Origin of the sequence: Pseudomonas sp. S09G 359, from assembly GCF_002843605.1 — a bacterium.
In the GTDB taxonomy this organism is placed as follows: Bacteria; Pseudomonadota; Gammaproteobacteria; order Pseudomonadales; family Pseudomonadaceae; genus Aquipseudomonas.
In genome coordinates, this window is the sequence record NZ_CP025263.1 from 403,255 (window position 1) to 426,444 (window position 23,190).

At 60.1% G+C, this 23,190-nt stretch carries 20 protein-coding genes; 8 read left to right on the top strand and 12 right to left on the bottom strand.

All coding sequences use genetic code 11. From position 1 onward, the window contains the following. Nucleotide 1: 1 nt before the first annotated feature. Nucleotides 2-757 carry an ABC transporter substrate-binding protein gene (locus tag CXQ82_RS01735; protein ID WP_101265582.1) on the top strand — a complete coding sequence of 252 codons (756 nt, stop codon included), beginning with the start codon at nt 2-4 and terminating at the stop codon, nt 755-757. On the opposite strand, the gene CXQ82_RS01740 is transcribed toward CXQ82_RS01735, so the two are convergent. The 5 genes from CXQ82_RS01740 to gpmI form a co-directional block, all read right to left on the bottom strand. Beyond that, nucleotides 710-2,026 (bottom strand): Vps62-related protein, encoded by a 1,317-nt coding sequence (locus CXQ82_RS01740; RefSeq protein ID WP_101265585.1) that lies wholly within the window; start codon nt 2,024-2,026, stop codon nt 710-712. The two genes, CXQ82_RS01735 and CXQ82_RS01740, sit on opposite strands and share 48 nt — an antisense overlap. 118 nt (nt 2,027-2,144) lie before the next feature. Continuing rightward, complete coding sequence (locus CXQ82_RS01745) at nt 2,145-2,918, bottom strand: divergent polysaccharide deacetylase family protein (RefSeq protein ID WP_101265587.1); 774 nt, start codon at nt 2,916-2,918, stop codon at nt 2,145-2,147. Nucleotide 2,919: 1 nt separating this feature from the next. Then, nucleotides 2,920-4,236: a S41 family peptidase gene (locus CXQ82_RS01750; protein ID WP_101265590.1), complete on the bottom strand. Its 1,317-nt coding sequence runs from the start codon at nt 4,234-4,236 to the stop codon at nt 2,920-2,922. Between the two features lie 30 nt (nt 4,237-4,266). After that, nucleotides 4,267-5,562 carry a murein hydrolase activator EnvC gene (locus tag CXQ82_RS01755; protein WP_101265592.1) on the bottom strand — a complete coding sequence of 432 codons (1,296 nt, stop codon included), beginning with the start codon at nt 5,560-5,562 and terminating at the stop codon, nt 4,267-4,269. Between the two features lie 258 nt (nt 5,563-5,820). Then, nucleotides 5,821-7,347, bottom strand: coding sequence for a 2,3-bisphosphoglycerate-independent phosphoglycerate mutase (gene gpmI, locus CXQ82_RS01760; RefSeq protein WP_101265595.1), 1,527 nt, complete (start codon nt 7,345-7,347; stop codon nt 5,821-5,823). Nucleotides 7,348-7,498: 151 nt separating this feature from the next. Between gpmI and CXQ82_RS01765 the strand changes: the two genes are divergently transcribed. The 3 genes from CXQ82_RS01765 to secB are packed head-to-tail and all read left to right on the top strand — an operon-like array spanning nt 7,499 to nt 8,690. Beyond that, nucleotides 7,499-7,912, top strand: a complete 414-nt coding sequence (locus CXQ82_RS01765; protein ID WP_101265597.1) for a rhodanese-like domain-containing protein — start codon at nt 7,499-7,501, stop codon at nt 7,910-7,912. 1 nt (nt 7,913) lies between these two features. Then, nucleotides 7,914-8,168 (top strand): glutaredoxin 3, encoded by a 255-nt coding sequence (gene grxC, locus CXQ82_RS01770; RefSeq protein ID WP_010213876.1) that lies wholly within the window; start codon nt 7,914-7,916, stop codon nt 8,166-8,168. A 42-nt stretch (nt 8,169-8,210) separates the two neighbouring features. Further along, nucleotides 8,211-8,690 carry a protein-export chaperone SecB gene (gene secB, locus CXQ82_RS01775; protein WP_010213875.1) on the top strand — a complete coding sequence of 160 codons (480 nt, stop codon included), beginning with the start codon at nt 8,211-8,213 and terminating at the stop codon, nt 8,688-8,690. A 120-nt stretch (nt 8,691-8,810) separates the two neighbouring features. Here secB and CXQ82_RS01780 read toward each other — a convergent pair whose 3' ends face one another. Continuing rightward, nucleotides 8,811-9,266, bottom strand: a complete 456-nt coding sequence (locus CXQ82_RS01780; RefSeq protein ID WP_003171120.1) for a tRNA (cytidine(34)-2'-O)-methyltransferase — start codon at nt 9,264-9,266, stop codon at nt 8,811-8,813. Between CXQ82_RS01780 and CXQ82_RS01785 the strand changes: the two genes are divergently transcribed. Beyond that, the gene (locus tag CXQ82_RS01785) at nt 9,265-9,705 is read left to right on the top strand and encodes a hypothetical protein (protein WP_101265599.1); all 441 of its coding nucleotides are present in this window, start codon (nt 9,265-9,267) and stop codon (nt 9,703-9,705) included. The two genes, CXQ82_RS01780 and CXQ82_RS01785, sit on opposite strands and share 2 nt — an antisense overlap. Before the next feature lie 622 nt (nt 9,706-10,327). Here the strand turns inward: CXQ82_RS01785 and ntrC are convergent. The 5 genes from ntrC to glnA form a co-directional block, all read right to left on the bottom strand. Continuing rightward, a complete protein-coding gene (ntrC, locus tag CXQ82_RS01795; RefSeq protein WP_003218003.1) occupies nt 10,328-11,764 on the bottom strand; it encodes a nitrogen regulation protein NR(I) in 1,437 nt (478 codons plus the stop codon). Continuing rightward, nucleotides 11,761-12,846: a nitrogen regulation protein NR(II) gene (glnL, locus tag CXQ82_RS01800; RefSeq protein ID WP_101265601.1), complete on the bottom strand. Its 1,086-nt coding sequence runs from the start codon at nt 12,844-12,846 to the stop codon at nt 11,761-11,763. Before glnL ends, ntrC begins: the two co-directional genes overlap by 4 nt. Before the next feature lie 301 nt (nt 12,847-13,147). Then, nucleotides 13,148-13,774, bottom strand: coding sequence for a hypothetical protein (locus CXQ82_RS01805; RefSeq protein WP_101265603.1), 627 nt, complete (start codon nt 13,772-13,774; stop codon nt 13,148-13,150). Between the two features lie 130 nt (nt 13,775-13,904). Continuing rightward, entirely contained in the window at nt 13,905-14,441 is a 537-nt protein-coding gene (locus CXQ82_RS01810) for a chorismate mutase (RefSeq protein WP_101265605.1), read from the bottom strand. A 194-nt stretch (nt 14,442-14,635) separates the two neighbouring features. Next, complete coding sequence (gene glnA / locus CXQ82_RS01815) at nt 14,636-16,042, bottom strand: type I glutamate--ammonia ligase (RefSeq protein ID WP_032890148.1); 1,407 nt, start codon at nt 16,040-16,042, stop codon at nt 14,636-14,638. A 334-nt stretch (nt 16,043-16,376) separates the two neighbouring features. Between glnA and thiI the strand changes: the two genes are divergently transcribed. Together thiI and typA are read left to right on the top strand one after the other, a co-directional pair. Then, nucleotides 16,377-17,831, top strand: a complete 1,455-nt coding sequence (thiI, locus tag CXQ82_RS01825; protein WP_101265609.1) for a tRNA uracil 4-sulfurtransferase ThiI — start codon at nt 16,377-16,379, stop codon at nt 17,829-17,831. 139 nt (nt 17,832-17,970) lie between these two features. Continuing rightward, the gene (gene typA, locus CXQ82_RS01830) at nt 17,971-19,791 is read left to right on the top strand and encodes a translational GTPase TypA (protein ID WP_032890153.1); all 1,821 of its coding nucleotides are present in this window, start codon (nt 17,971-17,973) and stop codon (nt 19,789-19,791) included. Between the two features lie 186 nt (nt 19,792-19,977). On the opposite strand, the gene CXQ82_RS01835 is transcribed toward typA, so the two are convergent. Beyond that, nucleotides 19,978-20,412: a YkgJ family cysteine cluster protein gene (locus CXQ82_RS01835; RefSeq protein WP_024072902.1), complete on the bottom strand. Its 435-nt coding sequence runs from the start codon at nt 20,410-20,412 to the stop codon at nt 19,978-19,980. A gap of 248 nt (nt 20,413-20,660) precedes the next feature. On the opposite strand from CXQ82_RS01835, the gene CXQ82_RS01840 reads away from it, so the two are divergent. After that, entirely contained in the window at nt 20,661-23,111 is a 2,451-nt protein-coding gene (locus tag CXQ82_RS01840; protein WP_101265612.1) for a glycogen/starch/alpha-glucan phosphorylase, read from the top strand. Nucleotides 23,112-23,190: the final 79 nt, after the last annotated feature.

Genomic DNA, 23,190 nt, shown 5'->3' on the forward strand with positions numbered 1-23,190 from the left:
CATGTTCAAGACCCTGTTGCTCGCCCTCGCCAGTACCTCCCTGCTGTTGGCAGGTTCGGCCCACGCCGAAGAACCGTCTGACGCCTCTCTGGTGTTGCTGACGGAAAATTTCCCGCCCTACAACATGGCCAAGAACGGCAAGAACTTCGCGAAGGAAGAAAACATCGAAGGCATCGCCGTGGACATTGTCCGCGAGACCTTCAAGCGCGCCGGCATTTCCTACAATCTGACCCTGCGTTTTCCGTGGGAGCGAATCTACAAGCTCGCCCTGGAAAAGCCCGGCTACGGCGTATTCGTGATGGCGCGCCTGCCCGATCGCGAAGCGCTGTTCAAATGGGTCGGCCCGATTGGCCCGGATGATTGGGTGTTGCTGGCCAAAGCCGACAGCAAAATCCAGCTGGCCGACCTTGAGCATGCACGCCGTTACAAGATCGGCGCCTATAAAGGCGATGCCATCGCCGAGACCCTGGAAAAGCAGGGCCTCAACCCACTGGTGGTGCTGCGCGACCAGGACAACGCGCAAAAGCTGATGGATGGCCAGATCGACCTGTGGGCCACCGGCGACCCGGCGGGCCGTTACCTGGCACGCCAGGTCGGGGTGACCGGGCTCAAGACCGTGCTGCGATTCAACAGCGCCGAGTTGTACCTGGCGCTGAACAAGAACGTGCCGGATGAACAGGTGGCCAAGCTTCAAAAGGCCCTTGATCAGTTACGGGAAGAGGGTGTTGTCGGTGAAATCATGGGGCGTTATCTCTAGCACGGGTTCGACGGAAGGCTGAGCAAGTGCTTCCTCGACGATCTCGGGTACTTCGGGCGGCGCCGGGGCCGGCAGGTTTTCTTCATCCTCAGGCGCCGCCTCAGATGCTTCGCTGAAGTACACCGTGTCGCCGTTGGTGTAACTCACGGTAGAGGCCAGTTGACTGCCGTCCTGGCGGTACAACGTATACTCGCTGCGTATGACGTAGGCGGCGATGGTCTGGCTTGCCGGCACATACGCCGCCACTTCCAGCGGCATTGAAGCGCCCCAGCCCTTGGCCGATTGCGTGGTATGGGTGAACGACTTGCTCAACTGCGCAGAAAAAATCACCGGTCGGGAAATGGGTGACCACTCATACGCGAGCTGAATGCCCGTCAGCGTTGTGAAGTCTATTGAATGGTCGTCGACCTCGCCCTTGTATGCCGTCCAGTTGAACGTTTTGCCCTGCGGTGTGGTGTTCTGCCCAACGCCTACTGCCAGGTATCGATCGATTCTTTGCAGTCGATACATCGGCGAGTAATGCAGCTGTTCAAACGGCGTCAGGTTGCTGTCCTTTACAGTGAACCATGGCAGTTCGCACACAGTGGCAGACGGCTCCGTTTCCACCGCTGCAAGCGGCGCGGGTGGTGCGGGCAGAGGGCTTTCCTGGAGCGCCAGTTCCATGCGCAAGGCATAAGGCCTGGCACCGAACGAGGGCCGGGTCCATCCGTCCGTCCCGTAAAAGGTGCCGGTGGCGATGTAGGCTGCGCCAGGCTCTACGTCGGGGGTATGAACATCCCATGCGCTGAAGTCAAGATGAGCGCCACTGCCCTTGTCGTTCCATATCGAGTTGCCGATATAGGCGTCGACGGCAAGATCCGCCCTGACACAGCGCACCGCATTCAGTGTCGGTTTGTCATACCCGATACAGCAGACCATGCCCATGGCCACATACCCTTCGGGAGGCACCGGTTTCCATACGGAGAATTCGGAGCGAACTTTCTTGGCGGCGTTTTTCCAGACCAGGTTAAAGCCTACCGGCGCCCGCAGGGCGGTGCCATTGACGGTGTCTGCTTCGCTGACCACGGCGACGAACTTGCGGTTATTGATCGTGCGATAGTCGTTGGCGATCACGTCACCCAACGAAGAGAAACTGTTCAGCGAATCCGCCGTGGTATTGGGGCGCCAAAACGTGGCGGCGTTATCTGCGCCTGAGTCTTTGGCGCTCCAGAGCAGATCAAACTCTGTTGTGAAATTGATCAACAGATCTTTAAAACGGATGGGCTGCATTGTTTATCTTCCCAATTTTATAAAAGTTGCAGGCCTGCACTTGCGTGGCCTGTTTGGCTGCGCTGCAACTATTGAATAAAACGGAAGGGGCAAAGCGGTAGCTATGTAAGGCAGGGTATCAGCGGTAAGTGCCGTCTTTACCATGACCCGCCATGGCGCGATTGCTGCGCAGGCTGATCATCAACTTGATATTGATCCACTCGATGCCCTGGGCCTTGAGCTTGGGCAGCTCGCGCTCCAGCACCGCGAGGGTCTGTGGGTATGGATGGCCGATCATCACCGCCGAACCTTGCTTGTGGGCCAGCGTGATCGCGGTTTGCAACTGGGTAGTGATCGCCGCTTCGGTGCGCTCGTCATCGAGGAATACATCCCGTGAGACGCTGGCCAGGCCAATCTTCTGTGCCTCGGCGGCGGCCACCGTCTTGGCGCTGGTGCGGCTGTCGACAAAGAACTTGTGGCGCCGTTGCAGCTCGCCCATCAGCCAGGCCATGGCCTCTGGCTGCGCGGTCATACGGCTGCCCATATGGTTGTTGATGCCGGCCGCGTAGGGTACGGCGTTGAAGGCCGCGTCCAGGCGCTTGCCCAGCTCCTCGATGGGCAGCTCGGGGTGCCAGGCGAACGGCCCGGTGGCCGGGTCCATGGGCATGTGCAGGATCACGATCTTGCCGGCCTTGTGCGCTTCGCGGGCGAATTCGGCGGCGTGGGGTGTGTCAGGCATGATCGCCGTGGTCACCGGGCCGGGCAGCGCGAGCACACGCCGATCCCGGGGCAGGTTTTGCCCCAGGTCGTCGATGATCAAGGTGAGGTAGGCTTTGTGTGGTTCGCCGGCAGGGGCCGCGTGGGCGACCCCTGCCAGGCTGCACAGCAGGGCAATGATCAGAGCAAAGCGCATATCAACGGCTGCGAGTGATGCTCAGGCCTTTAAGCAGGCTAAGCGCCTGGGCCAGTTGGTAGTCGTCGTCCTGCGGCATCGGCTTGGCTTTGGCGCCGCTGCCGGTCGGTTGGTCGGCGCCGCCGTTGCCATTGCCCAGGTGACCTTGCAGGTCTGCCTCTTTGTAGTACTCGCTGTCGATCTCGTTGGTGATCTTGGCCTTGCGCACTTCGATGTCCGGCACGATGCCCTGGGCCTGGATCGAACGGCCATTCGGCGTGTAGTACAACGCGGTGGTGATCTTTAGCGCGCGATCGTTGTTCAGCGGCAGCACGGTTTGCACCGAGCCTTTACCGAAGCTGGTGGTGCCCATCAGCACGCCGCGTTTCTGGTCCTGCAGGGCACCGGCGACGATTTCCGACGCCGAGGCGCTGCCGCCGTTGATCAGCACGGCCAGCGGCACGTTTTCGCTGAGGTCGTTGCCGGTGGCCGAGAAGCGCAGCTCGGAGTTGGCAATACGGCCCTTGGTGTACACGATCAGGCCTTTGGTGATGAAGTGGTCAACCACTTCCACCGCCGCCTGCAGCACGCCGCCCGGGTTGTTACGCAGGTCGAGCACGATGCCGCTGAGCTTCTTGCCGTTGTCCTTGCGCAGCTTGGCCAGGGCCTTGGCCACTTCGTCGCCGGTCTTGACCTGGAACTGGGTGATGCGGATGTAACCGTAGCCCGACTCCAGCAGCTGGCTCTTCACGCTCTTGACCACGATGGTCGCGCGGGTCAGCGTCACGTCGAACGGGTTGCCACCGTCGCGCACCAGGGTCAGGGTGATTTTCTGGCCGATCTTGCCGCGCATCTTGTCGACGGCTTCGGTCATGGTCTGGCCGCGCGTCGGCTGGCCGTTGATCTTGACGATAAAGTCGCCGGCCTGGATGCCGGCCTTGGACGCCGGGGTGTCATCGATCGGCGAAACCACCTTGATATTGCCGTCTTCGGAGCCGACTTCGATGCCCAGGCCACCGAACTCGCCGCTGGTGCTTTCCTGCAGCTCGGCAAAATCTTCCGGGCCCAGGTAGGCGGAGTGCGGGTCGAGGTTGCTGAGCATGCCCTTGATGGCATTTTCCAGCAGGGTCTTGTCGTCTACGGGTTCGACATACGCTGCCTTGATCCGGTCCATCACCTCGGCAAAGGTGCGCAGCTCGTCCAGCGGCAATGGCGCCTTGGTGGTCGCGGCCGTGGCGGCGGGTACAGCCGGTGCGGCCTGGTCGGCGAAAGCCAGGGGCGCGCCGATCACCAGGGCGATCGTCAGGGCCAGCGAAGTGAGGCGGGACAAATGCAGCATGTCGAACGAACTCCTAATGTAGATGCGGCCCTATCCTTGGGAACGGCACCATTGTGCAGGATCGCTCGGGCGACCCTGCTGACGAATAGCGAAGTACAGCGCCGGGGTGTCCTGGCCACCACTGTTACCCACAGTGGAGATGGATTCACCGGCTTTTACAACATCACCTGCCGACTTGAGTAAAGTCTGATTGTGGCCGTAAAGGCTTAAATAGCCATTACCGTGGTCAAGAATCACCAACAAACCGGCGCCGCGCAGCCAATCGGCAAACACCACGCGCCCACCGTGAACGGCGTGCACCTGGCTGCCGGCGGAGGCGCTGATCATCACCCCGTCCCACTTGGCGCGGGTGTCGTCGCCACGGGTTTCACCGAAGCGTGCCAGTAGTCGACCATCAACTGGCCATGGAAGTTTGCCGCGGGCTGAAGCAAAAGGGCCGCCGAACGACTCGCCGGCGCTGGATACCAGCGGGCCAGGGGCTGCATGCACCGGTTTACGCGGCGCCGGGGCGTCCGTGGTGGCTGCCAGTTCGGCCTCACGCTGGCGCTTTTTTTCGGCTTCCTGCTGGGCGATCAGCGCTTTTTGCCGCGCTTCTTCGGCCTCACGTGCCTGGCGGGCCAGGGTTTCTTCGATGGTCTTGAGCACTTTGGCCAGGTCGGCCTGGTCCTGCTCGCGGGCCTGCAACTTGGCGTCACGGGCCTTTACGTCGTCATTGAGCTTGGCCAGGGCCAGCTGGCGCTCCTTGCGAACCTTGTCGAGCTCGTCGCGCTGGGTGTCGAGGGCGCTCTTCTGGTCCTCCAACTGCGACTGCTGATTGGCTATTTCCTGTTCGACATTGACCAGCTGGCGCAGGGTCTCGTTGAAGCTTTTCAATTGCTCCAGGCGGGCTTTGCTCAGGTAGTCGTAGTAGGTGAGGGTGCGCGCGAATTTCTCCGGGTTCTGCTGGTTGAGCAGCAGCTTGAGGTATTCCTGGCGGCCGCTCTGGTAGGCGGCACGGGCCTGGATCGCGATCAGCCGTTGCTGTTCAACGCGCGCGCTCTGGAGTTTTTTTTTCTCAGCGTCGAGTCGCTCCAGTTCCGACTCGCTCTTCTTTAATTCTTTTTGTAGCTCCTGGACCTGCTTCTCCAGCTTGCCCATCTCGGTTTCCGTGCCGCGCAGGTCTTTTTGCACGCCGGACTTTTCTTCCTGGAGCTTGCCGAGCAGTTTTTTCAGCTCGGTAATGTCCTGACGCGTAGCGTCCAACTGTTGTTGGGTTTGTGCGCGCTCATCGGCAAACGCCGGTTGGAGCAGGCAGACAAGAGCAAGGGTAATCAAGGCGCGAAGCATAGAGGCGGGCGACACCAGGGAAAGGGACGGCCTAGTATGCCCGCCAAGCGCCGCAAAAAAAACGCCCAATTCGGGCTCAGAGGCAAGATAGGTGCCGAGTGGCGATGGTATGGCAAAAAGATATCTACCAAACCCCGAAGATCAAAATGTGGGAGGGGGCTTGCTCTCGATGGCGGCAGGTCAGTCGAATAGATGTCGACTGACCCTCTGCTATCGGGGGCAAGCCCCCTCCCACATTGATTTTCGGTGAGGCTGGAATCACACCAGAATCGAGGTCCCGGTCATTTCCACCGGCTTCTCCAGGCCCATCAGCTTCAGCATGGTTGGTGCCACATCTGCCAGCACGCCGCCTTCGCGCACTTTCAAATCGCGCTTGCCGACGTAGATGAACGGCACCGGTTCGGTAGTGTGGGCGGTGTGGGCCTGGCCGGTGGATTCGTCGGACATCTGCTCGCAGTTGCCGTGGTCGGCGGTGATCAGCGCTTCGCCGCCGACTTTTTCCAGGGCGTCGACGATGCGGCCGACGCACAGGTCCAGGCATTCCACGGCCTTGGTGGCGGCTTCCAGGTTGCCGCTGTGGCCCACCATGTCGCCGTTGGCGTAGTTGACCACGATGACGTCGTAACGCTGGTGTTCGATGGCGTCGACAATTTTATCGGTGACTTCCGGCGCGCTCATTTCCGGCTGCAGGTCGTAGGTGGCGACTTTTGGCGACGGGATCAGGATGCGTTCTTCGCCTGGGAACGGCTCTTCACGGCCGCCGGAGAAGAAGAAAGTCACGTGGGCGTATTTCTCGGTTTCGGCGATACGCAGTTGGGTCTTGCCGTTTTTGGCCAGATAGTCACCCAGCACGTTGTCCAGGCTGCTGGCGGCGAAGGCGGCCGGGGCCGGGATGCTGGCGGCGTATTGGGTGAGGCCCACGTACTGGACCTTTGGCTGGCGCGCGCGCTCGAACTCCTTGAAACCGTCTTCGACAAACACGCGGCTCAACTCGCGGGCGCGGTCGGCGCGGAAGTTCATGAATACCACGGCATCGCCGTCTTCAACCTTCACCGGCTCGCCGATGGTGGTGGCCTTGACGAATTCATCGCTTTCGCCGCGGGCGTAGGCGGCTTCCAGGCCTTCCTGGGCGGTGGCGGCGTTGAATTCGGCCTGGCCATCGACAATCAGGTTGTAGGCCTGGGCTACGCGGTCCCAGCGGTTGTCGCGGTCCATGGCGAAGTAACGGCCGATCAGGCTGGCGATGCGGCCTTTGCCCAGGGCGGCGAAAGTGGCGTCGAGCAGCTCGATGGAGGATTGCGCGCTTTTCGGCGGGGTGTCGCGGCCGTCGAGGAAGGCGTGCAGGTAGATCTTGTCGGCGCCACGCTTGAACGCCAGCTCTGCCATCGCGACCAGGTGGTCCTGGTGGCTGTGTACCCCGCCGTCCGACAGCAGGCCCATGAAGTGCACGGCCTTGCCGGCGGCGACTGCTTTATCTACCGCTGCGCAGATGGTCGGGTTCTCGAAGAACTCGCCATCGCGGATCGATTTGGTCACGCGGGTGAAGTCCTGATAGACCACTCGTCCGGCGCCGAGATTCATGTGGCCAACTTCCGAGTTGCCCATCTGGCCGTCCGGCAGGCCTACGTCCATGCCGGAACCGGAGATCAGGCCATTGGGAACGGTGGCTACCAAGCGGTCGAGTACCGGCTTCTTGGCCGCGTACACCGCGTTGTCGTGGTGGCTTTCACTGTGTCCGAAGCCATCGAGAATTATCAGGACCAAAGGTTTAGGCGTAGTAGTCATAGATCCTCTCGCGGCGGTAATAAAGGAAGACAATTGAAAAGGGAGTGGCAGTTTAAAGCGAAGTTCCGACCACGTCACCGCTTTACGGGGGTTGGCCCCCCCTGACGGCTGTGTATACTTACCGCCATTTTAACGCCCTGGAACCTCCTTGATGGTTGATCACCTGATTGCATTTGCCACTGCCCACTACTTGCTCGTGGGTGCCTTCGTCATCCTGCTGGCGCTGCTGATCGCTCATGAATTGAGCCGCGGTGGCCGCAGCCTGAGCACGTCGGAGCTGACCGCACTGGTCAACAAGGATGAGGCCGTTGTCGTGGATATCCGCCCGGTCAAGGATTTTGCCGCCGGCCATATCGTCGGCGCCCTGAACATTCCGCAGGACAAGCTGATCGCGCGCTTGCCCGAGCTGGAAAAACACAAGGCCAAGACCATCATTCTGGTCGACGCCCAAGGCCAGCACGCCGGCACCCACGCCCGCGAAATGCTCAAGGTCGGTTTTACCGCCGCCAAACTGTCCGGCGGTATCGGCAGCTGGAAGGCCGATAACCTGCCGCTGGTGAAGTGATATGAGCCAGGTTGTCGTGTACTCCAGCGATTGGTGCCCTTACTGCATGCGGGCCAAGGCCTTGCTGGAGAAGAAGGGCGTTGCCTTCGAAGAGATCAAGGTCGACGGCAAACCCCAGGTGCGCGCCGAAATGGCCCAGAAAGCGGGGCGCACGTCCGTGCCGCAGATCTGGATCGGCGCCAAGCACATCGGTGGCTGCGATGACCTGTTCGCCCTGGAGCGCGCCGGTAAACTCGATGCGCTGCTGCTCGTCTGACTCCTAAACCCTAAAAGACCCCAAGATCAAGAAGGATCTGCGATGACTGACCAACAGAACACCGAAGCAGCAGAAGCTCAAGCGCCACAATTCTCGTTGCAGCGGATCTACGTGCGTGACCTGTCGTTCGAAGCGCCGAAAAGCCCGGCCATCTTCCGTCAGGAATGGACCCCAAGCGTTGCGTTGGACCTGAACACCCGTCAAAAGGCGCTGGAAGGCGACTTCCATGAAGTGGTGTTGACCCTGTCGGTTACCGTCAAGAACGGCGAAGAAGTCGCCTTCATTGCTGAAGTGCAACAGGCTGGTATCTTCCTGATCCAGGGCCTGGACGAAGCGTCCATGAGCCACACCCTGGGCGCGTTCTGCCCGAACATCCTGTTCCCGTATGCCCGTGAGACCCTGGACAGCCTGGTGACCCGTGGCTCGTTCCCGGCGCTGATGCTGGCTCCGGTGAACTTCGATGCCCTGTACGCCCAAGAGCTGCAGCGTATGCAACAGGAAGGTTCGTCGACGGTTCAGTAAGTCGATGCGGTAAAAAATGTGGGAGGGGGCTTGCCCCCGATAGCGGTGGATCAGTCATATAGATGTCGACTGACAACCCGCCATCGGGGGCAAGCCCCCTCCCACATTTCGTCTGGTGTGTTATTTGAAACCGAGTTGGCGCCAGCCTTCGTACACGGCAACAGCAACGGTGTTCGACAGGTTCAGGCTGCGACAGCCCTCGCGCATCGGCAAGCGCAGGCGATGGCCGTCGGGCAGGGCGTCGAGCACCTCGGCGGGCAGGCCGCGGCTTTCCGGGCCGAACAGGAAGGCGTCGCCCTCGGCGAAGCTGGCATCATGGAACGGCCGCGACCCCTTGGTGGTGAACGCGAACAGCCGTGGGTGGCCGAGGCTTTCCAGGCAGCTGGCGAGGTCGGCATGGCGCTTGAGCGTGGCGTACTCGTGGTAGTCCAGCCCGGCACGGCGCAGGCGCTTGTCGTCCATGTCGAAGCCCAGGGGCTCGATCAAATGCAGGTGGCAGCCACTGTTGGCGCACAGCCTGATAACGTTGCCGGTATTCGGCGGAATTTCTGGTTGAAAAAGGATGACGTGAAACATGCACGGCTCCGAAGGTAAAGATGCGCTGCATTCTACCCCCGAAGAGGACCCAAGGCCGAAGCTAATGCCGAAGGTCATGGGCTCTTTGGCGATTGTCGGCGTGATGGTGGGCTTGATGATCGGCCGCCTCACCACCCCGGACCCGGTTGAACTGCAGCAGGTAGAGACGGCGGCGGATGCGGTGGTGGTGTGGTTCAACAGCGAACCCAAGCTGCACGGCGAGCATATCGACGGCACCGTAGCGCTGTTGTTCGACGCGCAAGGCAAGGCCGCCAGTGGGCAGCTCAAGGTCAACGAAAAGGACGTGAACTGGCGCGTGCGCAAGACCGATGGCGGCTTGCTGCTGAACCTGGTGGCGGCTCGGCCGTTGCGTGGGGAGTGGAAGGGCGAGGAGGCCGATGGCCGCTGGCGGTTGGAGATCCATCTCCAGGAGCAATAAAAGAGGGAATCCCCGGCCTGCCTGTACCAAGGTCCCCAAAACGGGCTGGGGCTATGGGCGCTGCGCCGCATAAGCCCCGGGTGTAAAGAAGGGAGTTCCCGGCCTGCCTGTACCAGGGCTCCCAAAACGGAGTGAAGCCAGAGGCTGCGATGTTAAAGAGGGAATCCCCGGCCTGCCTGTACCGAGGTTCCCCAAAGCGGTGTGGAGCGCGACGCGGTTCGCATCAAGCACCCCGGGTGTAAAGAGGGGATTCTCGGCCTGCCTGTACCAAGGTCCCCGAAACTGGGTTGTACAGGGGTTATTGCAGGGCGCGTGCCAGAGTGGCCAAGTTGTGCCAAATAATTTCATCAGAAAGCGCAAAGCCCCGGAATACGGGGCTTTGGTGTTTTTGCGATTTAATATTTTGTTAATTGGGCGGGTGTTTCAGGCTTTGGATCAGTGCCCGATGCCGGTTCGTGGTGCATTGAAGCGGTGCACGGTCATGAAACCCTGTGGAGAACCAAATGTGGGAGCGGGCTTGCTCGCGAAGGCGGGGTATCAGTCGATGCATTTATTGACTGACACCCCGCCTTCGCGAGCAAGCCCGCTCCCACATTGGATCTTTGCTTGATCTTAGAGGGTGTTAGCCCTCATCGCCCTCGTCATCATCGCCACCATCCACCTTCATCCCCAGCTCCTTGATCTTGCGGGTCAAGGTGTTGCGGCCCCAGCCCAGCAGCACGGCGGCGTCGCGGCGGCGGCCGGCGGTGTGCTTCAGGGCGGTTTCGATCATGATCCGCTCGAACGCCGGCACGGCGCTGTCCAGCAGGTTCGACTGGCCGCGTGCCAACGCCTGATCGGCCCATTGGCGCAGGGCCTGCTCCCAGTTGGTTACCGGTGCTGAATCCTGCGGCAGGCTGAGCAGCTCCGGTGGCAGGTCGCTGATATGCACCTCGCGCCCGGACGCCATCACGGTGATCCAGCGGCAGGTGTTCTCCAGCTGGCGCACGTTGCCGGGCCATGGCAGGTTCTTCAGGTATTCCTCGGTCTCGCTTTTCAGCAGCTTGGGCTCTACAGCCAGCTCCTGGGCGGCCCGGCTGAGGAAATGGCGGGCGAGGGTCGGGATATCTTCGCGGCGGTCCGACATACGCGGGATGTGGATGCGGATCACGTTGAGGCGGTGGAACAAGTCCTCACGGAACTTGCCCGCGTGCACCAGGGTTTCGAGGTTCTGGTGGGTGGCCGCGATGATGCGCACATCAACCTTGACCGGGGTGTGCCCGCCGACGCGGTAGAACTCGCCGTCGGCCAGTACGCGCAGCAAGCGGGTCTGGGTGTCGGCTGGCATGTCGCCGATTTCGTCGAGGAACAGCGTGCCGCCGTCAGCCTGTTCAAAACGCCCGCGACGCAGGTTGGCCGCGCCGGTGAAGGCGCCTTTCTCATGGCCGAACAGCTCGGATTCCATCAAGTCTTTCGGAATCGCCGCCATGTTCAACGCAATGAACGGCGAAGCCGCCCGTGGGCTGTGACGGTGCAGGGCGTGGGCGACCAGCTCTTTACCGGTACCCGACTCGCCGTTGATCAGCACGGTAATGTTGGAGTGGCTCAAGCGCCCGATGGCGCGAAACACTTCCTGCATCGCCGGCGCTTCGCCGATGATTTCCGGGGTGCGGGTCAGGGCCGGTGGGGCTTCCTGGTTCTGTTGTTCCTGGGCGTGCTGGTTGGCGCGTTTTACCAGCGCCACCGCCTCGTCCACGTCGAACGGCTTGGGCAGGTATTCAAAGGCGCCGCCCTGGTAGGACGCGACAGCGCTGTCCAGGTCCGAGTGCGCGGTCATGATGATCACCGGCAGGCGCGGGTGCTGCTCACGGATACGCGCCAACAGGTCCAGGCCACTGGCGCCGGGCATGCGGATGTCGGAGATGATCACGTCGGGCTGCTGGCGGGCCAGGCGGCTCATCACCCCGTCGGCGCTGTCGAAGCTCTGGGTGGTCATGCCTTCCTGTTGCAAGGCTTTCTCGAGGACCCAGCGGATAGAACGGTCGTCATCGACGATCCAGACAGTTTCACTACGGCTCATGTCGATGGGGCTCCTTGTTCCAGAGGCAGAAAGATCGAGAACGTGGTGTGGCCGGGATGGCTCTCACATTCGATCAGACCCTGGTGCTGGCTGATGATGTTCTGGGTTATGGCCAGGCCCAGCCCGGTACCGTCCGGGCGGCCACTGACCATGGGAAAGAAGATGGTTTCCTGGAGTTCCGCAGGAATGCCCGGGCCGTTGTCGATGATCTCGACCTTGGTGACCAGGCGATGGCGTATGTGACCGATGGTGAACTGGCGCAAGGCGCGGGTGCGCAGGCTGATGCGGCCCAGGCGCAGCTCGTTCTGGCTGCTGATGGCCTGCATGGCGTTGCGCACGATATTGAGCACCGCCTGGATCATCTGTTCGCGATCGATCAATACGTCGGGAATGCTCGGGTCGTAGTCGCGCACCAAGGTGATGCAGCCCTGGCTTTCGGCTTCGACCAACTGGCACACGCGCTCCAGCACCTCGTGCACGTTGGTCATCGCCAGGGACGGCAACTTGTTGGAGCCGAGCATGCGGTCCACCAGGTTGCGCAGGCGGTCGGCCTCTTCAATGATGACGTTGGTGTAGTCCTTGAGATGCTCGTCCGGCAGCTCGCGGGCCAGCAGCTGCGCTGCGCCGCGAATGCCGCCCAGCGGGTTCTTGATCTCATGGGCAAGGCCGCGCACCAGCATCTTGCTGGTTTCCTGCTTGGACAGCTGCGCTTCTTCTTTAGTGATGCGCAGTAGCCGGTCGCGCGGGTGCACTTCGAGCAGCAGCAAGGTGGTGCCATTGCTCAAGATGGGGGTCACGGCGTAGTCGACGGTCAGCGTCTGGCCTGTCAGGGCCGTGAGCATTGCCTCGCGCTTGGTGAACGGGTGTGCCTGTTCTACGGCCTGGCGCAGCGAGCTCAGGGCTTCAGCCGACTCGGTGAACAGCTCGCTGATGAACTGCCCATGGCTGCGCTGGCCGCTGATGGCCAGGAGCATCTCTGCCGCCGGGTTCATGTACTCAAGGCGCAGGTCGTCATTGAGCAGGATGGTCGCGGTGGTCAGGTTGTCGAGTAGCAAACGGTGCAGTGCATCGCTGATGGTCATCAGGACCTCTTTTGGAGCAAGGCGTGGGCTTGAGGCACACGCTGATACAAGGAAAATGCAAAAACCAAACCAAGGCTCCGAAAAGAAGCGCTGAACCCCTGAAATAAGGGTTTAAGGCTCGAAACTGTGGCGTTCTGCCAGCTTACTCGAGAAGTTTCGAACCAAAATGGGCTGGACAGGTGGGAAGGGTGCAACGTATCGCACCAATATAGTGCGAATTTGGCCGGCCTGTTCAGGAAAGCTCAAAGGCTTTCCTGCAGTGGCTAGGTGAGGGAGGTTGCTGGCGTTTAGCTGCGTGGGTTCAGGAGGGTTTTTTGGGTGTGGTTTTTCGATTGTTGAGGCAGGGCGTGATCACCTCGCGCAAGCCGCTGTTGCGGTGGGGCAGTACGAAGTCGGCGGTCAGTGGCGCGTCGCCGGGGATGGCTGAGGGTAATTTGATCTTGATGATTTTGCCGCCCATGTCGTCGCTGATCCATTCGCGCAGCTCCTGGCGATTGGCAGGCATTGTGAATTTGAACAGCACGCCGTGTTGCTGCGTGGGTTCGGCACTGTAATAGCCGTTTACGCGGTAGGTATGGGTGGGCAATGCGCCAGTTGTGAGGCTTAGCGGGCCGGTCGACCTGGCGTCCGGGCCTTCATAGATATTGGGGTTGAAGCGCAGCTCATCGGTGTGGGTGTAAAGCGAGATGATTGGGCGTAACGGCGAGCGATAACAGGCGACATGCAGGAACGCAATGCTGGTCTCGTCAGCGTGGGCGGCGAAGCCAGCGATTCGGGCGCTGATAAGCGTGCTTGTTGGGGTGGGTGCCTCCACTGTCCAGGCATTCGGCATGATGGCAGTGGCTGAAGGTGCCGGGATGGCCTGTGCTCCGCTCAGCGGGCCGAGCAGAAGCGTCAGCGAATATAGGGTCTTGCGGGTCGGATTCATCAAGGGTTACGTCGACGGATGGCGGCTGGACGCTGCATCGTAGGGGGGCGGCTACTTGGGATGTATCAGACATTTCCGCGGTTTAACCAGAAAGCATAAAAGCCCCTTGAGTGGTGCAGGCCCCAGCCAGTCAAGGGGTGTGGATGCACAGTTCGGCGGTGGCGCGCGTCATTGCGATTTGGGTCAATGGGTCGTAGCGCGGGTCGTGCACGGCCTGGGCTAGCCATTGTGGACACTGCGGGTGGTTACGTTCCGGGCTGAAGTCCGCCAGTTGTTGCAGCAGGCGTTTTTGCAGTTGGTCCAGTTGGGGGCGGATCTTGCCGACCAGGTCGGGGCGCGGGGTATCGGGAGCCTTGCCTTGAAGCTGCCAGTCGGACAGATGGGTGTATTGCACCAACTTGTTCGCTTCTATCTGGGCAGAGAAAAACTGCTCTGCCGCATCGGGCGCCACTTTATAGTCGGGCGCTTGGGCTCTTACGCTGGCGATCACGTCGCGTTCCCTTGGGCGGTCTTCCACGGCTTTGTGGCTGTCCCATTTGCTCAGGGCCACTTGGTCAGCGATGGCCAGGCGTTCGGCGATGCTGTTGAGTAAGGGGGCTAGAGTGGTGGGCGCAGCGCTGGCACTGGCACTGATGAAGAGCAGGGCGAACAAAAGGCTATGTTTCAACGGCGATCTCCTTGTGGGAGGGGGTTGCCCCCTCCCACATTTTTGATTGGGTTTGCAGGTTTGGGGCTGCGTCAGTCTGAGGCTACCTTACCTTGCGTGGTTGTATGCAGGTATGCCTGAACCCCAGGCAAAAAAAAGACCTCCCGAAGGAGGTCTTTTTTCGTCACGCTGCTTTAAGAGCCAGCGCTACTGGATCAGCAGCTGTAGTACAGCTCGTATTCCAGTGGGTGTACGAAGGTGCGAACCTTGATTTCTTCTTCGCTTTTCAGGCCGATGTAAGCGTCGATGAAGTCGTCGCTGAACACGCCGCCTTTGGTCAGGAACGCACGGCCCTTGTCCAGCTCTTCCAGGGCTTCTTTCAGGCTGCCGCACACTTGTGGGATCTCTTTGGCCTCTTCAGGCGGCAGGTCGTACAAGTTTTTGTCGGCGGCGTCGCCAGGGTGGATCTTGTTCTGGATGCCGTCCAGGCCAGCCATTACCAGGGCCGCGAAGGCCAGGTATGGGTTGGCTGCTGGATCCGGGAAGCGAGCTTCGATACGGCGAGCGCGTGGGCTGGACACGTAAGGAATACGGATCGAGGCGGAACGGTTACGGGCCGAGTAGGCCAGCATTACCGGTGCTTCGAAACCTGGGACCAGACGCTTGTAGGAGTTGGTCGACGGGTTGGTGAAGCCGTTCAGGGCCTTACCGTGCTTGATGATACCGCCGATGAAGTACAGGGCAGTGTCGGACAGGCCGGCATAACCTTCGCCAGCGAAGGTGTTCTTGCCATCTTTGGCGATGGACAGGTGAACGTGCATACCCGAACCGTTATCGCCGTACAGAGGCTTAGGCATGAAGGTAGCGGTACGGCCGTAGGCAACGGCAGTGTTGTGTACGCAGTACTTCAGGGTCTGAACTTCGTCAGCCTTGGCCACCAGGGTGTTGAACTTCACACCGATTTCGTTCTGGCCGGCAGTGGCCACTTCGTGGTGGTGCACTTCGATGACCAGGCCCATGTCTTCCATGGCGTTGCACATGGAGGTACGGATTTCGTGGTCATGGTCGAACGGCGGAACTGGGAAGTAGCCACCTTTGATACCTGGACGGTGGCCATGGTTGCCGCCTTCCACGTCCTGGTCGGACATCCACGAACCTTGTTCGGAGTAGATCTTGAACATGGAGCCGGAGATGTCGGATTTGAACTTCACTTGGTCAAAGATGAAGAATTCTGGCTCCGGGCCTACGAATACGGTGTCACCGATACCGGTGGACTTCAGGTATTCCTCGGCACGCTTGGCGATCGCACGTGGGTCGCGGTCGTAGCCTTGCATGGTCGAAGGCTCGATCACGTCGCACACCAGGATCAGGGTGGCTTCTTCGGTGAACGGGTCCAGCACGGCAGTGCTGTCGTCCGGCATCAGGATCATGTCGGAGGCTTCGATGCCTTTCCAGCCAGCGATGGAGGAGCCGTCGAACATTTTGCCTTCTTCGAAGAAAGCATCATCCAGCGCGTCGCGAGCCGGCATGGTCACGTGGTGCTGAGTGCCTTTGGTGTCCGTGAAGCGCAGATCAATCCATTTAACGTCATGATCTTTGATGAGTTGAACCGACTTCGACATAGTGTCCTCCGGGTGGCTTCGGGCTGGGGTAGTGGAGTTAGCCCTTAGAATGTGGGTGATGCCGGCGCGGATAGTCCGCCATGGCAACCTGCCTCACAAGAGAGCAAATTGCATGCCAGTGCGCCAACATGGGTTTTCTGCTCCAAAAACGCCCCTATAAAGGTGCATTGCGACAAATGCCTGAAAATAGCGCACCGCAATGTGGCGCCAACTGTCGAAAATGCACTGCTTTAGTGCGCATCGAGGTCTGTGCATATTAACTGGTTAAACCTTGAGCGATTTCCGCTATAATCCGCGCCCCCCTTTTTCAGCAGGCCCGGCGCGCGCTGTTTCCATGAAATTAATCGTTAAAGTCTTCCCCGAGATCACCATCAAAAGCCGACCGGTACGGACGCGTTTCATCCGTCAGTTGGCCAAGAACATCCGTGCCGTGCTCCGTGACCTGGACCCGGCTGTGGTGGTGAATGGCGTGTGGGACAACCTCGAGCTGGAAACCCGCATCACCGACGCCAAAGCCTTGAAGGACATGACCGAGCGCCTCAGCTGCATGCCGGGCATCGCGCATTTCCTGCAGGTGGATGAGTACCCGCTGGGCGACTTCGACGACATCACCGAGAAGTGCAAACAGCACTACGGCAGCGAACTCGAGGGCAAGATTTTTTCGGTGCGCTGCAAGCGTGCCGGCAAGCACACGTTCAGCTCCATGGACGTCGAGAAATACGTCGGCAGCAAGCTGCGTCGCGAGTGCGGCGCCGCCGGAATTTCCCTGAAAGCGCCGCAAATTGAAGTGCGCATGGAAATTCGCGACCAACGGTTGTTTGTGATCCACAGCCAGCACAACAGCATCGGCGGCTACCCGCTGGGCGCCCTGGAACAGACCCTGGTACTCATGTCCGGCGGTTTCGATTCCACCGTGGCGGCCTACCAGATCATGCGTCGCGGCCTGATGAGCCACTTCTGCTTCTTTAACCTGGGTGGGCGTGCACACGAATTGGGCGTGATGGAAGTTGCGCACTTTATCTGGAAGAAGTACGGCAGCTCCCAGCGCGTGCTATTTGTGAGCGTACCGTTCGAGGAAGTGTTGGGCGAAATTCTCGGCAAAGTCGATAACAGTCATATGGGCGTAGTATTGAAGCGTATGATGTTGCGCGCTGCGTCCCGAATCGCCGATCAATTGCAGATCGACGCGCTGGTGACCGGTGAAGCGATCTCCCAGGTATCGAGCCAGACGCTGCCGAACCTGTCGCTGATTGATTGCGTCACCGAAAAGCTGGTCTTGCGCCCGCTGATCGCCAGCCACAAACAGGACATCATCGACCTGGCAGAAGAAATCGGCACCGCCGACTTTGCCAAGCACATGCCTGAATACTGCGGGGTCATTTCGGTGAACCCCAAGACCCACGCCAAGCGCAACCGCGTGGAATATGAAGAACAACAGTTTGATATGGCGATTCTGGAGCGTGCGCTCGAGAACGCCAAGCTGGTCCCGATCGATCGCGTAATCGACGAATTGGGCCAGGATGTGCAGATCGAAGAAGTCAGCGAAGCCCTGGCCGGCCAGATCGTCGTCGACATCCGTCACCCGGATGCCGCCGAAGATGAGCCGCTGGAAATCGCTGGCATCGACGTGCAAACGCTGCCGTTCTACGCACTGAACGCGCGTTTCAAGGAACTGGATAACAGCCGTCAGTACCTGCTGTATTGCGACAAAGGCGTGATGAGTCGCCTGCATGCCCACCATTTGCTCAGTGAGGGGCATGCCAATGTGCGCGTTTATCGACCGAGCTAAGAGCCCGGGGCTGTTTGCCTGTGGCCTGCGTCACCGGCCCCCCGACTCTGCCGTCAAGCTGTAACGGCAAGGCCTGACTCTACTGTTAATCGCTGCCACGACCTGTCAGCACACCGAATCCTCTGATCGAGATACACAAGTGATCGAAAATCTACGTAACATCGCCATCATTGCTCACGTTGACCATGGTAAAACCACCCTGGTAGACAAACTCCTGCGTCAATCCGGCACCCTGGAGCGCAACGAGCTCAACGACGAGCGCGTGATGGACTCCAACGACCAGGAAAAAGAGCGCGGTATTACCATCCTGGCTAAAAACACCGCTATCAACTGGAACGGCTACCACATCAACATCGTGGACACCCCGGGCCACGCCGACTTCGGCGGCGAAGTAGAACGCGTAATGTCGATGGTTGACTCCGTTCTGCTGCTGGTTGATGCCCAGGACGGCCCTATGCCGCAAACCCGTTTCGTGACCAAGAAGGCTTTCGAAGCCGGCCTGCGTCCGATCGTGTGCATCAACAAGGTTGACCGTCCAGGCGCGCGTCCGGACTGGGTTCTGGACCAGATCTTCGACCTGTTCGACAACCTGGGTGCTACCGAAGAACAGCTGGACTTCAAAGTCGTCTACGCCTCGGCCCTGAACGGCATTGCCGGTCTGGAACACACCGACATGGCTGAAGACATGACCCCGCTGTACCAGTCGATCGTCGACAACGTACCAGCGCCAAAAGTTGACCGTGACGGCCCGTTCCAGATGCAAATCTCGGCACTGGACTACAACAGCTTCCTGGGTGTTATCGGTGTTGGCCGTATCGCTCGTGGTAGCGTCAAGCCGAACACTCCAGTCGTGGCCATTGGCGCCGACGGCAAGAAGCGTAACGGTCGTATCCTGAAGCTGATGGGTCACCACGGCCTGCACCGCATCGACGTTGAAGAAGCTTTCGCCGGCGACATCGTGTGCGTGAGCGGTATGGACTCCCTGTTCATCTCCGACACCCTGTGCCAGCCGGACAACGTTGAGGCGATGAAGCCTCTGACCGTTGACGAGCCAACCGTTTCCATGACCTTCCAGGTAAACGACTCGCCTTTCTGCGGTAAAGAAGGCAAGTTCGTGACTTCCCGTAACATCAAGGAACGTCTGGACAAAGAGCTGCTGTACAACGTTGCACTGCGCGTTGAAGAAGGCGACTCGGCTGACAAATTCAAGGTTTCCGGCCGTGGTGAGCTGCACCTCTCGGTACTGATCGAAACCATGCGTCGCGAAGGCTTCGAAATGGGCGTTGGTCGTCCAGAAGTGATCATCCGTCAGGTTGACGGCGTGAAGCAGGAACCGTTCGAAAACGTCACCATCGACACCCCTGAAGAATCCCAGGGCAAGGTCATGGAAGAGATGGGCCTGCGTAAGGGCGACCTGACCAACATGGTGCCGGATGGCAAAGGCCGTGTGCGTCTGGAATACAACATCCCTGCTCGTGGTCTGATCGGTTTCCGTAACCAGTTCCTGACCCTGACCAACGGTGCTGGCATCCTGACCTCGATCTTCGATCGCTACGACACCATGAAGTCCGGCGACATGTCCGGCCGTCAGAACGGTGTTCTGGTATCGGTAGAAACCGGCAAGGCACTGACCTACTCCCTGGAAACCCTCCAGGCGCGTGGCAAGCTGTTCGTTGAACACGGTCAAGAGATCTACAACGGTCAGATCGTTGGTCTGAACAGCCGTGACAACGACATGGGCGTCAACCCAACCAAAGGCAAGAAGCTCGACAACATGCGTGCTTCGGGTAAAGACGAAACCATCGCTCTGGTCCCACCTGTTCGCTTCACTCTGGAACAGGCCCTGGAATTCATCCAGGACGACGAGCTGTGCGAAGTTACGCCTAAGTCGATCCGCCTGCGTAAGAAGATCCTGGACGAAGGCGAGCGTACCCGCGCTGCCAAGAAAGCCAAGAACTGAGTTAACTCAGGCTGAATGAAAAACGCCCCCGGTCGAAAGGCCGGGGGCGTTTTTTTGTGCCTGTAGTTTTTGTGGTGGCTGTACCGGCCCTATCGGGGGCAAGCCCCCTCCCACAGGGGAATGCATTTCAAAGGTGGGAGGGGGCTTGCCCCCGATGGGGCCCTTGGGAGCCCCACAAAACCCTGATCAGAACTTATCGAGGGTCTTGAACTTGGTCTCGCGCACCACTTCCTTCGGCTTATATGCGCAATACCCCGGGCGCGGCCCGATTTTCGGGTGGTTGCGGCAGGTATCCGGGCGCTTGTCATAAATAGTGCAGAAGCGCGTCTTACGATCCAGGTACAGGCAGTCGTTGTTGCTCATGCGCTGCAGGGTAAAGATCTCGGATTTATTGTTGTAGCGCTCGACGATGCCTTCCTTCTGCAAGCGCTTGGCGATGTTCTTCGGCGGGTCGCCACGCTCGAACTCATCGACGATGCCAATGCGGATCAGGTCCTTGATCTTCACCTCGACCGGCAGCGTGCAGCAGCTGGACACGCAGCCGCCGCACATGTGGGCGGAATATTTCTGCCAGGTCTCTAAACGGTCGAGTTCCGCGGCGGCGATCAGTTGAGGCTTCATCAGGGTTCCAAGGTGGGGCTGTATCCGGGCGCGCGATCATACCGGGATTGGTGGTTTTTTGAACAATATTTTCAGAATTTCAGCGTGAACGGTGCGCCTGGCAAAAGCAGGCACGGCCAATGCATCAAAACCCGGCAAAAGTTCATGGGTTAAAAATGCGTTAAAAAAGTGCCGAACCAGAGCGGTCACCGTTTGTCAGACCGTCTAGGCTCTAGCAACTCCTTCTATCTCGCCCGAGGTCGCATCTGATGTCTCAGGAACCACTTGCACGAGAAGCAGAGGTAGCCGCATTCCGCGATGCTGTCTTGACCAAACTCACCTATGCGGTGGGCAAGGACCCGGATCACGCCTTCGACCATGACTGGTTTGAAGCGATTGCCCTGGCCGCCCGCGACCAGATGGTCGATCACTGGATGGACCACACGCGGCGTATTTACCGCAAAGGCCAGAAGCGGGTCTATTACCTTTCCCTGGAATTCCTCATTGGCCGCTTGCTCTACGACAGCCTGAGCAACCTCGGGGTGCTCGAAATTGCCCGCGAAGCCTTGTCCGAACTGGGCGTGGACCTCGAACGCATCCGCCTGCTGGAGCCCGACGCGGCGCTCGGCAACGGTGGCCTGGGGCGCCTGGCGGCGTGCTTCATGGAAAGCATGTCGACCTTGGGCATCGCCGGCCATGGGTATGGCATCCGTTATGAACACGGCCTGTTCCGCCAGGCGATTGTCGATGGCTGGCAGCAGGAACAGACCGAGCGTTGGCTGGATTTCGGTAACCCGTGGGAGTTCGAGCGCGCAGAGGTGATCTACCCGATTGGCTTTGGCGGCAGCGTCGAGACCCTGCCGGATGCCTCCGGCAAGCTGATCCAGGTGTGGACGCCGAATGAAACCGTGCGCGCCGTTGCCTATGACACCCCGGTAGTCGGCTGGCGTGGTGCCAGCGTCAACACCTTGCGCCTGTGGCGTGCACGCGCCGTGGAAGACCTGCACCTGGAGCGCTTCAACGCTGGTGACCACTTGGGCGCCGTGGCCGAAGTGGCCCGCGCCGAAAGCATCTCCCGAGTGCTTTACCCGGCCGACAGCACCGAAGCAGGGCAGGAACTGCGCCTGCGCCAGGAATACTTCTTCGTCTCCGCCTCCCTGCAAGACCTGCTGCGCCGCCACAAGAACATGCACGGCTCGGTACTGAGCCTGGGCGAGCACGCGGCGATCCAGCTCAATGACACCCACCCGTCCATCGCCGTGGCCGAATTGATGCGCCAGTTGGTGGATTTGCACGACATCCCGTGGGAAGCCGCGTGGGACGTGACGGTTGAAACCCTTTCCTACACCAACCACACCTTGTTGCCCGAGGCGTTGGAGACCTGGCCTGTAGGTTTGATGGAACGCATGCTGCCGCGGCACATGCAGATCATCTACCTGATCAACGCCCAGCACATCGACTCGCTGCGCGCCAAGGGCATTCACGATTTCGACGTATTGCGCGCCGTGTCGTTGATCGAAGAAGACAACGGCCGCCGCGTGCGCATGGGCAACCTGGCGTTCCTCGGTTCCCATAGCGTCAACGGCGTGTCCGGCCTGCATACCCAATTGATGCGCAGCACAGTGTTCTCCGAACTGCACAAGCTCTATCCGGAGCGCATCAACAACAAAACCAACGGTATTACCTTCCGCCGCTGGCTGTACCAGGCCAACCCCAAGCTCACCGAGATGCTGGTGGATGCCCTGGGGCCGGACATTCTCGACACCATGGAAACCCGCCTCACCGAGCTGGAAACCTTCGCCGAGAAGCAGGCGTTCCGCAAAGCCTTCTCTGAGCAGCGCCTGCACAGCAAGCGTGCGCTGGCCGAGATCATCCATGAGCGCCTGGGCATTTCGGTGAACCCGGCGGCGATGTTCGATGTGCAGGTCAAACGGATTCACGAATACAAGCGCCAACTGCTCAACCTGCTGCACACCGTGGCGCTGTACCAGGCGATCCGTGCCGAGCCGGGCACCGACTGGGTGCCGCGGGTGAAGATCTTCTCCGGCAAGGCTGCGGCCAGTTATCACCAGGCCAAGCTGATCATCAAGCTGACCAACGACATCGCGCGCACCGTCAACAACGACCCGACCGTGCGCGGTTTGCTCAAGGTGGTGTTCCTGCCCAACTACAACGTGAGCCTGGCGGAAAGCATCATCCCAGCGGCGGACTTGTCGGAGCAGATCTCTACCGCAGGCTTTGAGGCGTCGGGCACCAGTAACATGAAGTTCGGCCTCAACGGCGCGCTGACCATCGGCACCATGGACGGCGCCAACGTGGAGATGCATGAGCGCGTCGGTGCCGACCACATGTTTATCTTCGGCCTCAGCGCGCAGCAGGTGGAAGCCCGCAAGCACGCTGGCGAATTCAACGCCGGGCCGGACATCGCCGCCTCCCATCGCCTCAACGATGTGCTGCAAGCGATTCGCGGCGGGGTGTTCTCGCCGGATGATCCGGGCCGTTATGTGGGCCTGATTGACGGCTTGATCGACTACGACCGCTTCCTGGTGTGTGCTGACTTCGACTCCTACTGGGACGCGCAGGCGCGGGTCGAAGCGCATTGGCATGACTCCAAGGCCTGGTGGCGCTCGGCGGTGCTGAACACGGCGCGGATGGGTTGGTTCAGCTCGGACCGCACGATCCGCGAGTACGCGACGGAGATCTGGAAAGCATTGGATTAAGCACCACAAATCCAAATGTGGGAGCGGGCTTGCTCGCGAATGCGGAGTGTCAGTTAACAAATATGTCGACTGGCACACC

Coding starts and splice junctions, on each gene's coding strand:
- CXQ82_RS01750 (WP_101265590.1), bottom strand. CDS start 4,236: ATGCTGCATTTGTCCCGCCTCACTTCGCTGGCCCTGACGATCGCCCTG.
- CXQ82_RS01805 (WP_101265603.1), bottom strand. CDS start 13,774: ATGAATCCGACCCGCAAGACCCTATATTCGCTGACGCTTCTGCTCGGC.
- gpmI (WP_101265595.1), bottom strand. CDS start 7,347: ATGACTACTACGCCTAAACCTTTGGTCCTGATAATTCTCGATGGCTTC.
- CXQ82_RS01835 (WP_024072902.1), bottom strand. CDS start 20,412: ATGAAGCCTCAACTGATCGCCGCCGCGGAACTCGACCGTTTAGAGACC.
- CXQ82_RS01780 (WP_003171120.1), bottom strand. CDS start 9,266: ATGTTTCACGTCATCCTTTTTCAACCAGAAATTCCGCCGAATACCGGC.
- secB (WP_010213875.1), top strand. CDS start 8,211: ATGACTGACCAACAGAACACCGAAGCAGCAGAAGCTCAAGCGCCACAA.
- glnL (WP_101265601.1), bottom strand. CDS start 12,846: ATGACCATCAGCGATGCACTGCACCGTTTGCTACTCGACAACCTGACC.
- CXQ82_RS01735 (WP_101265582.1), top strand. CDS start 2: ATGTTCAAGACCCTGTTGCTCGCCCTCGCCAGTACCTCCCTGCTGTTG.
- CXQ82_RS01755 (WP_101265592.1), bottom strand. CDS start 5,562: ATGCTTCGCGCCTTGATTACCCTTGCTCTTGTCTGCCTGCTCCAACCG.
- grxC (WP_010213876.1), top strand. CDS start 7,914: ATGAGCCAGGTTGTCGTGTACTCCAGCGATTGGTGCCCTTACTGCATG.
- thiI (WP_101265609.1), top strand. CDS start 16,377: ATGAAATTAATCGTTAAAGTCTTCCCCGAGATCACCATCAAAAGCCGA.
- CXQ82_RS01785 (WP_101265599.1), top strand. CDS start 9,265: ATGCACGGCTCCGAAGGTAAAGATGCGCTGCATTCTACCCCCGAAGAG.
- ntrC (WP_003218003.1), bottom strand. CDS start 11,764: ATGAGCCGTAGTGAAACTGTCTGGATCGTCGATGACGACCGTTCTATC.
- CXQ82_RS01840 (WP_101265612.1), top strand. CDS start 20,661: ATGTCTCAGGAACCACTTGCACGAGAAGCAGAGGTAGCCGCATTCCGC.
- CXQ82_RS01765 (WP_101265597.1), top strand. CDS start 7,499: ATGGTTGATCACCTGATTGCATTTGCCACTGCCCACTACTTGCTCGTG.
- CXQ82_RS01740 (WP_101265585.1), bottom strand. CDS start 2,026: ATGCAGCCCATCCGTTTTAAAGATCTGTTGATCAATTTCACAACAGAG.
- CXQ82_RS01745 (WP_101265587.1), bottom strand. CDS start 2,918: ATGCGCTTTGCTCTGATCATTGCCCTGCTGTGCAGCCTGGCAGGGGTC.
- glnA (WP_032890148.1), bottom strand. CDS start 16,042: ATGTCGAAGTCGGTTCAACTCATCAAAGATCATGACGTTAAATGGATT.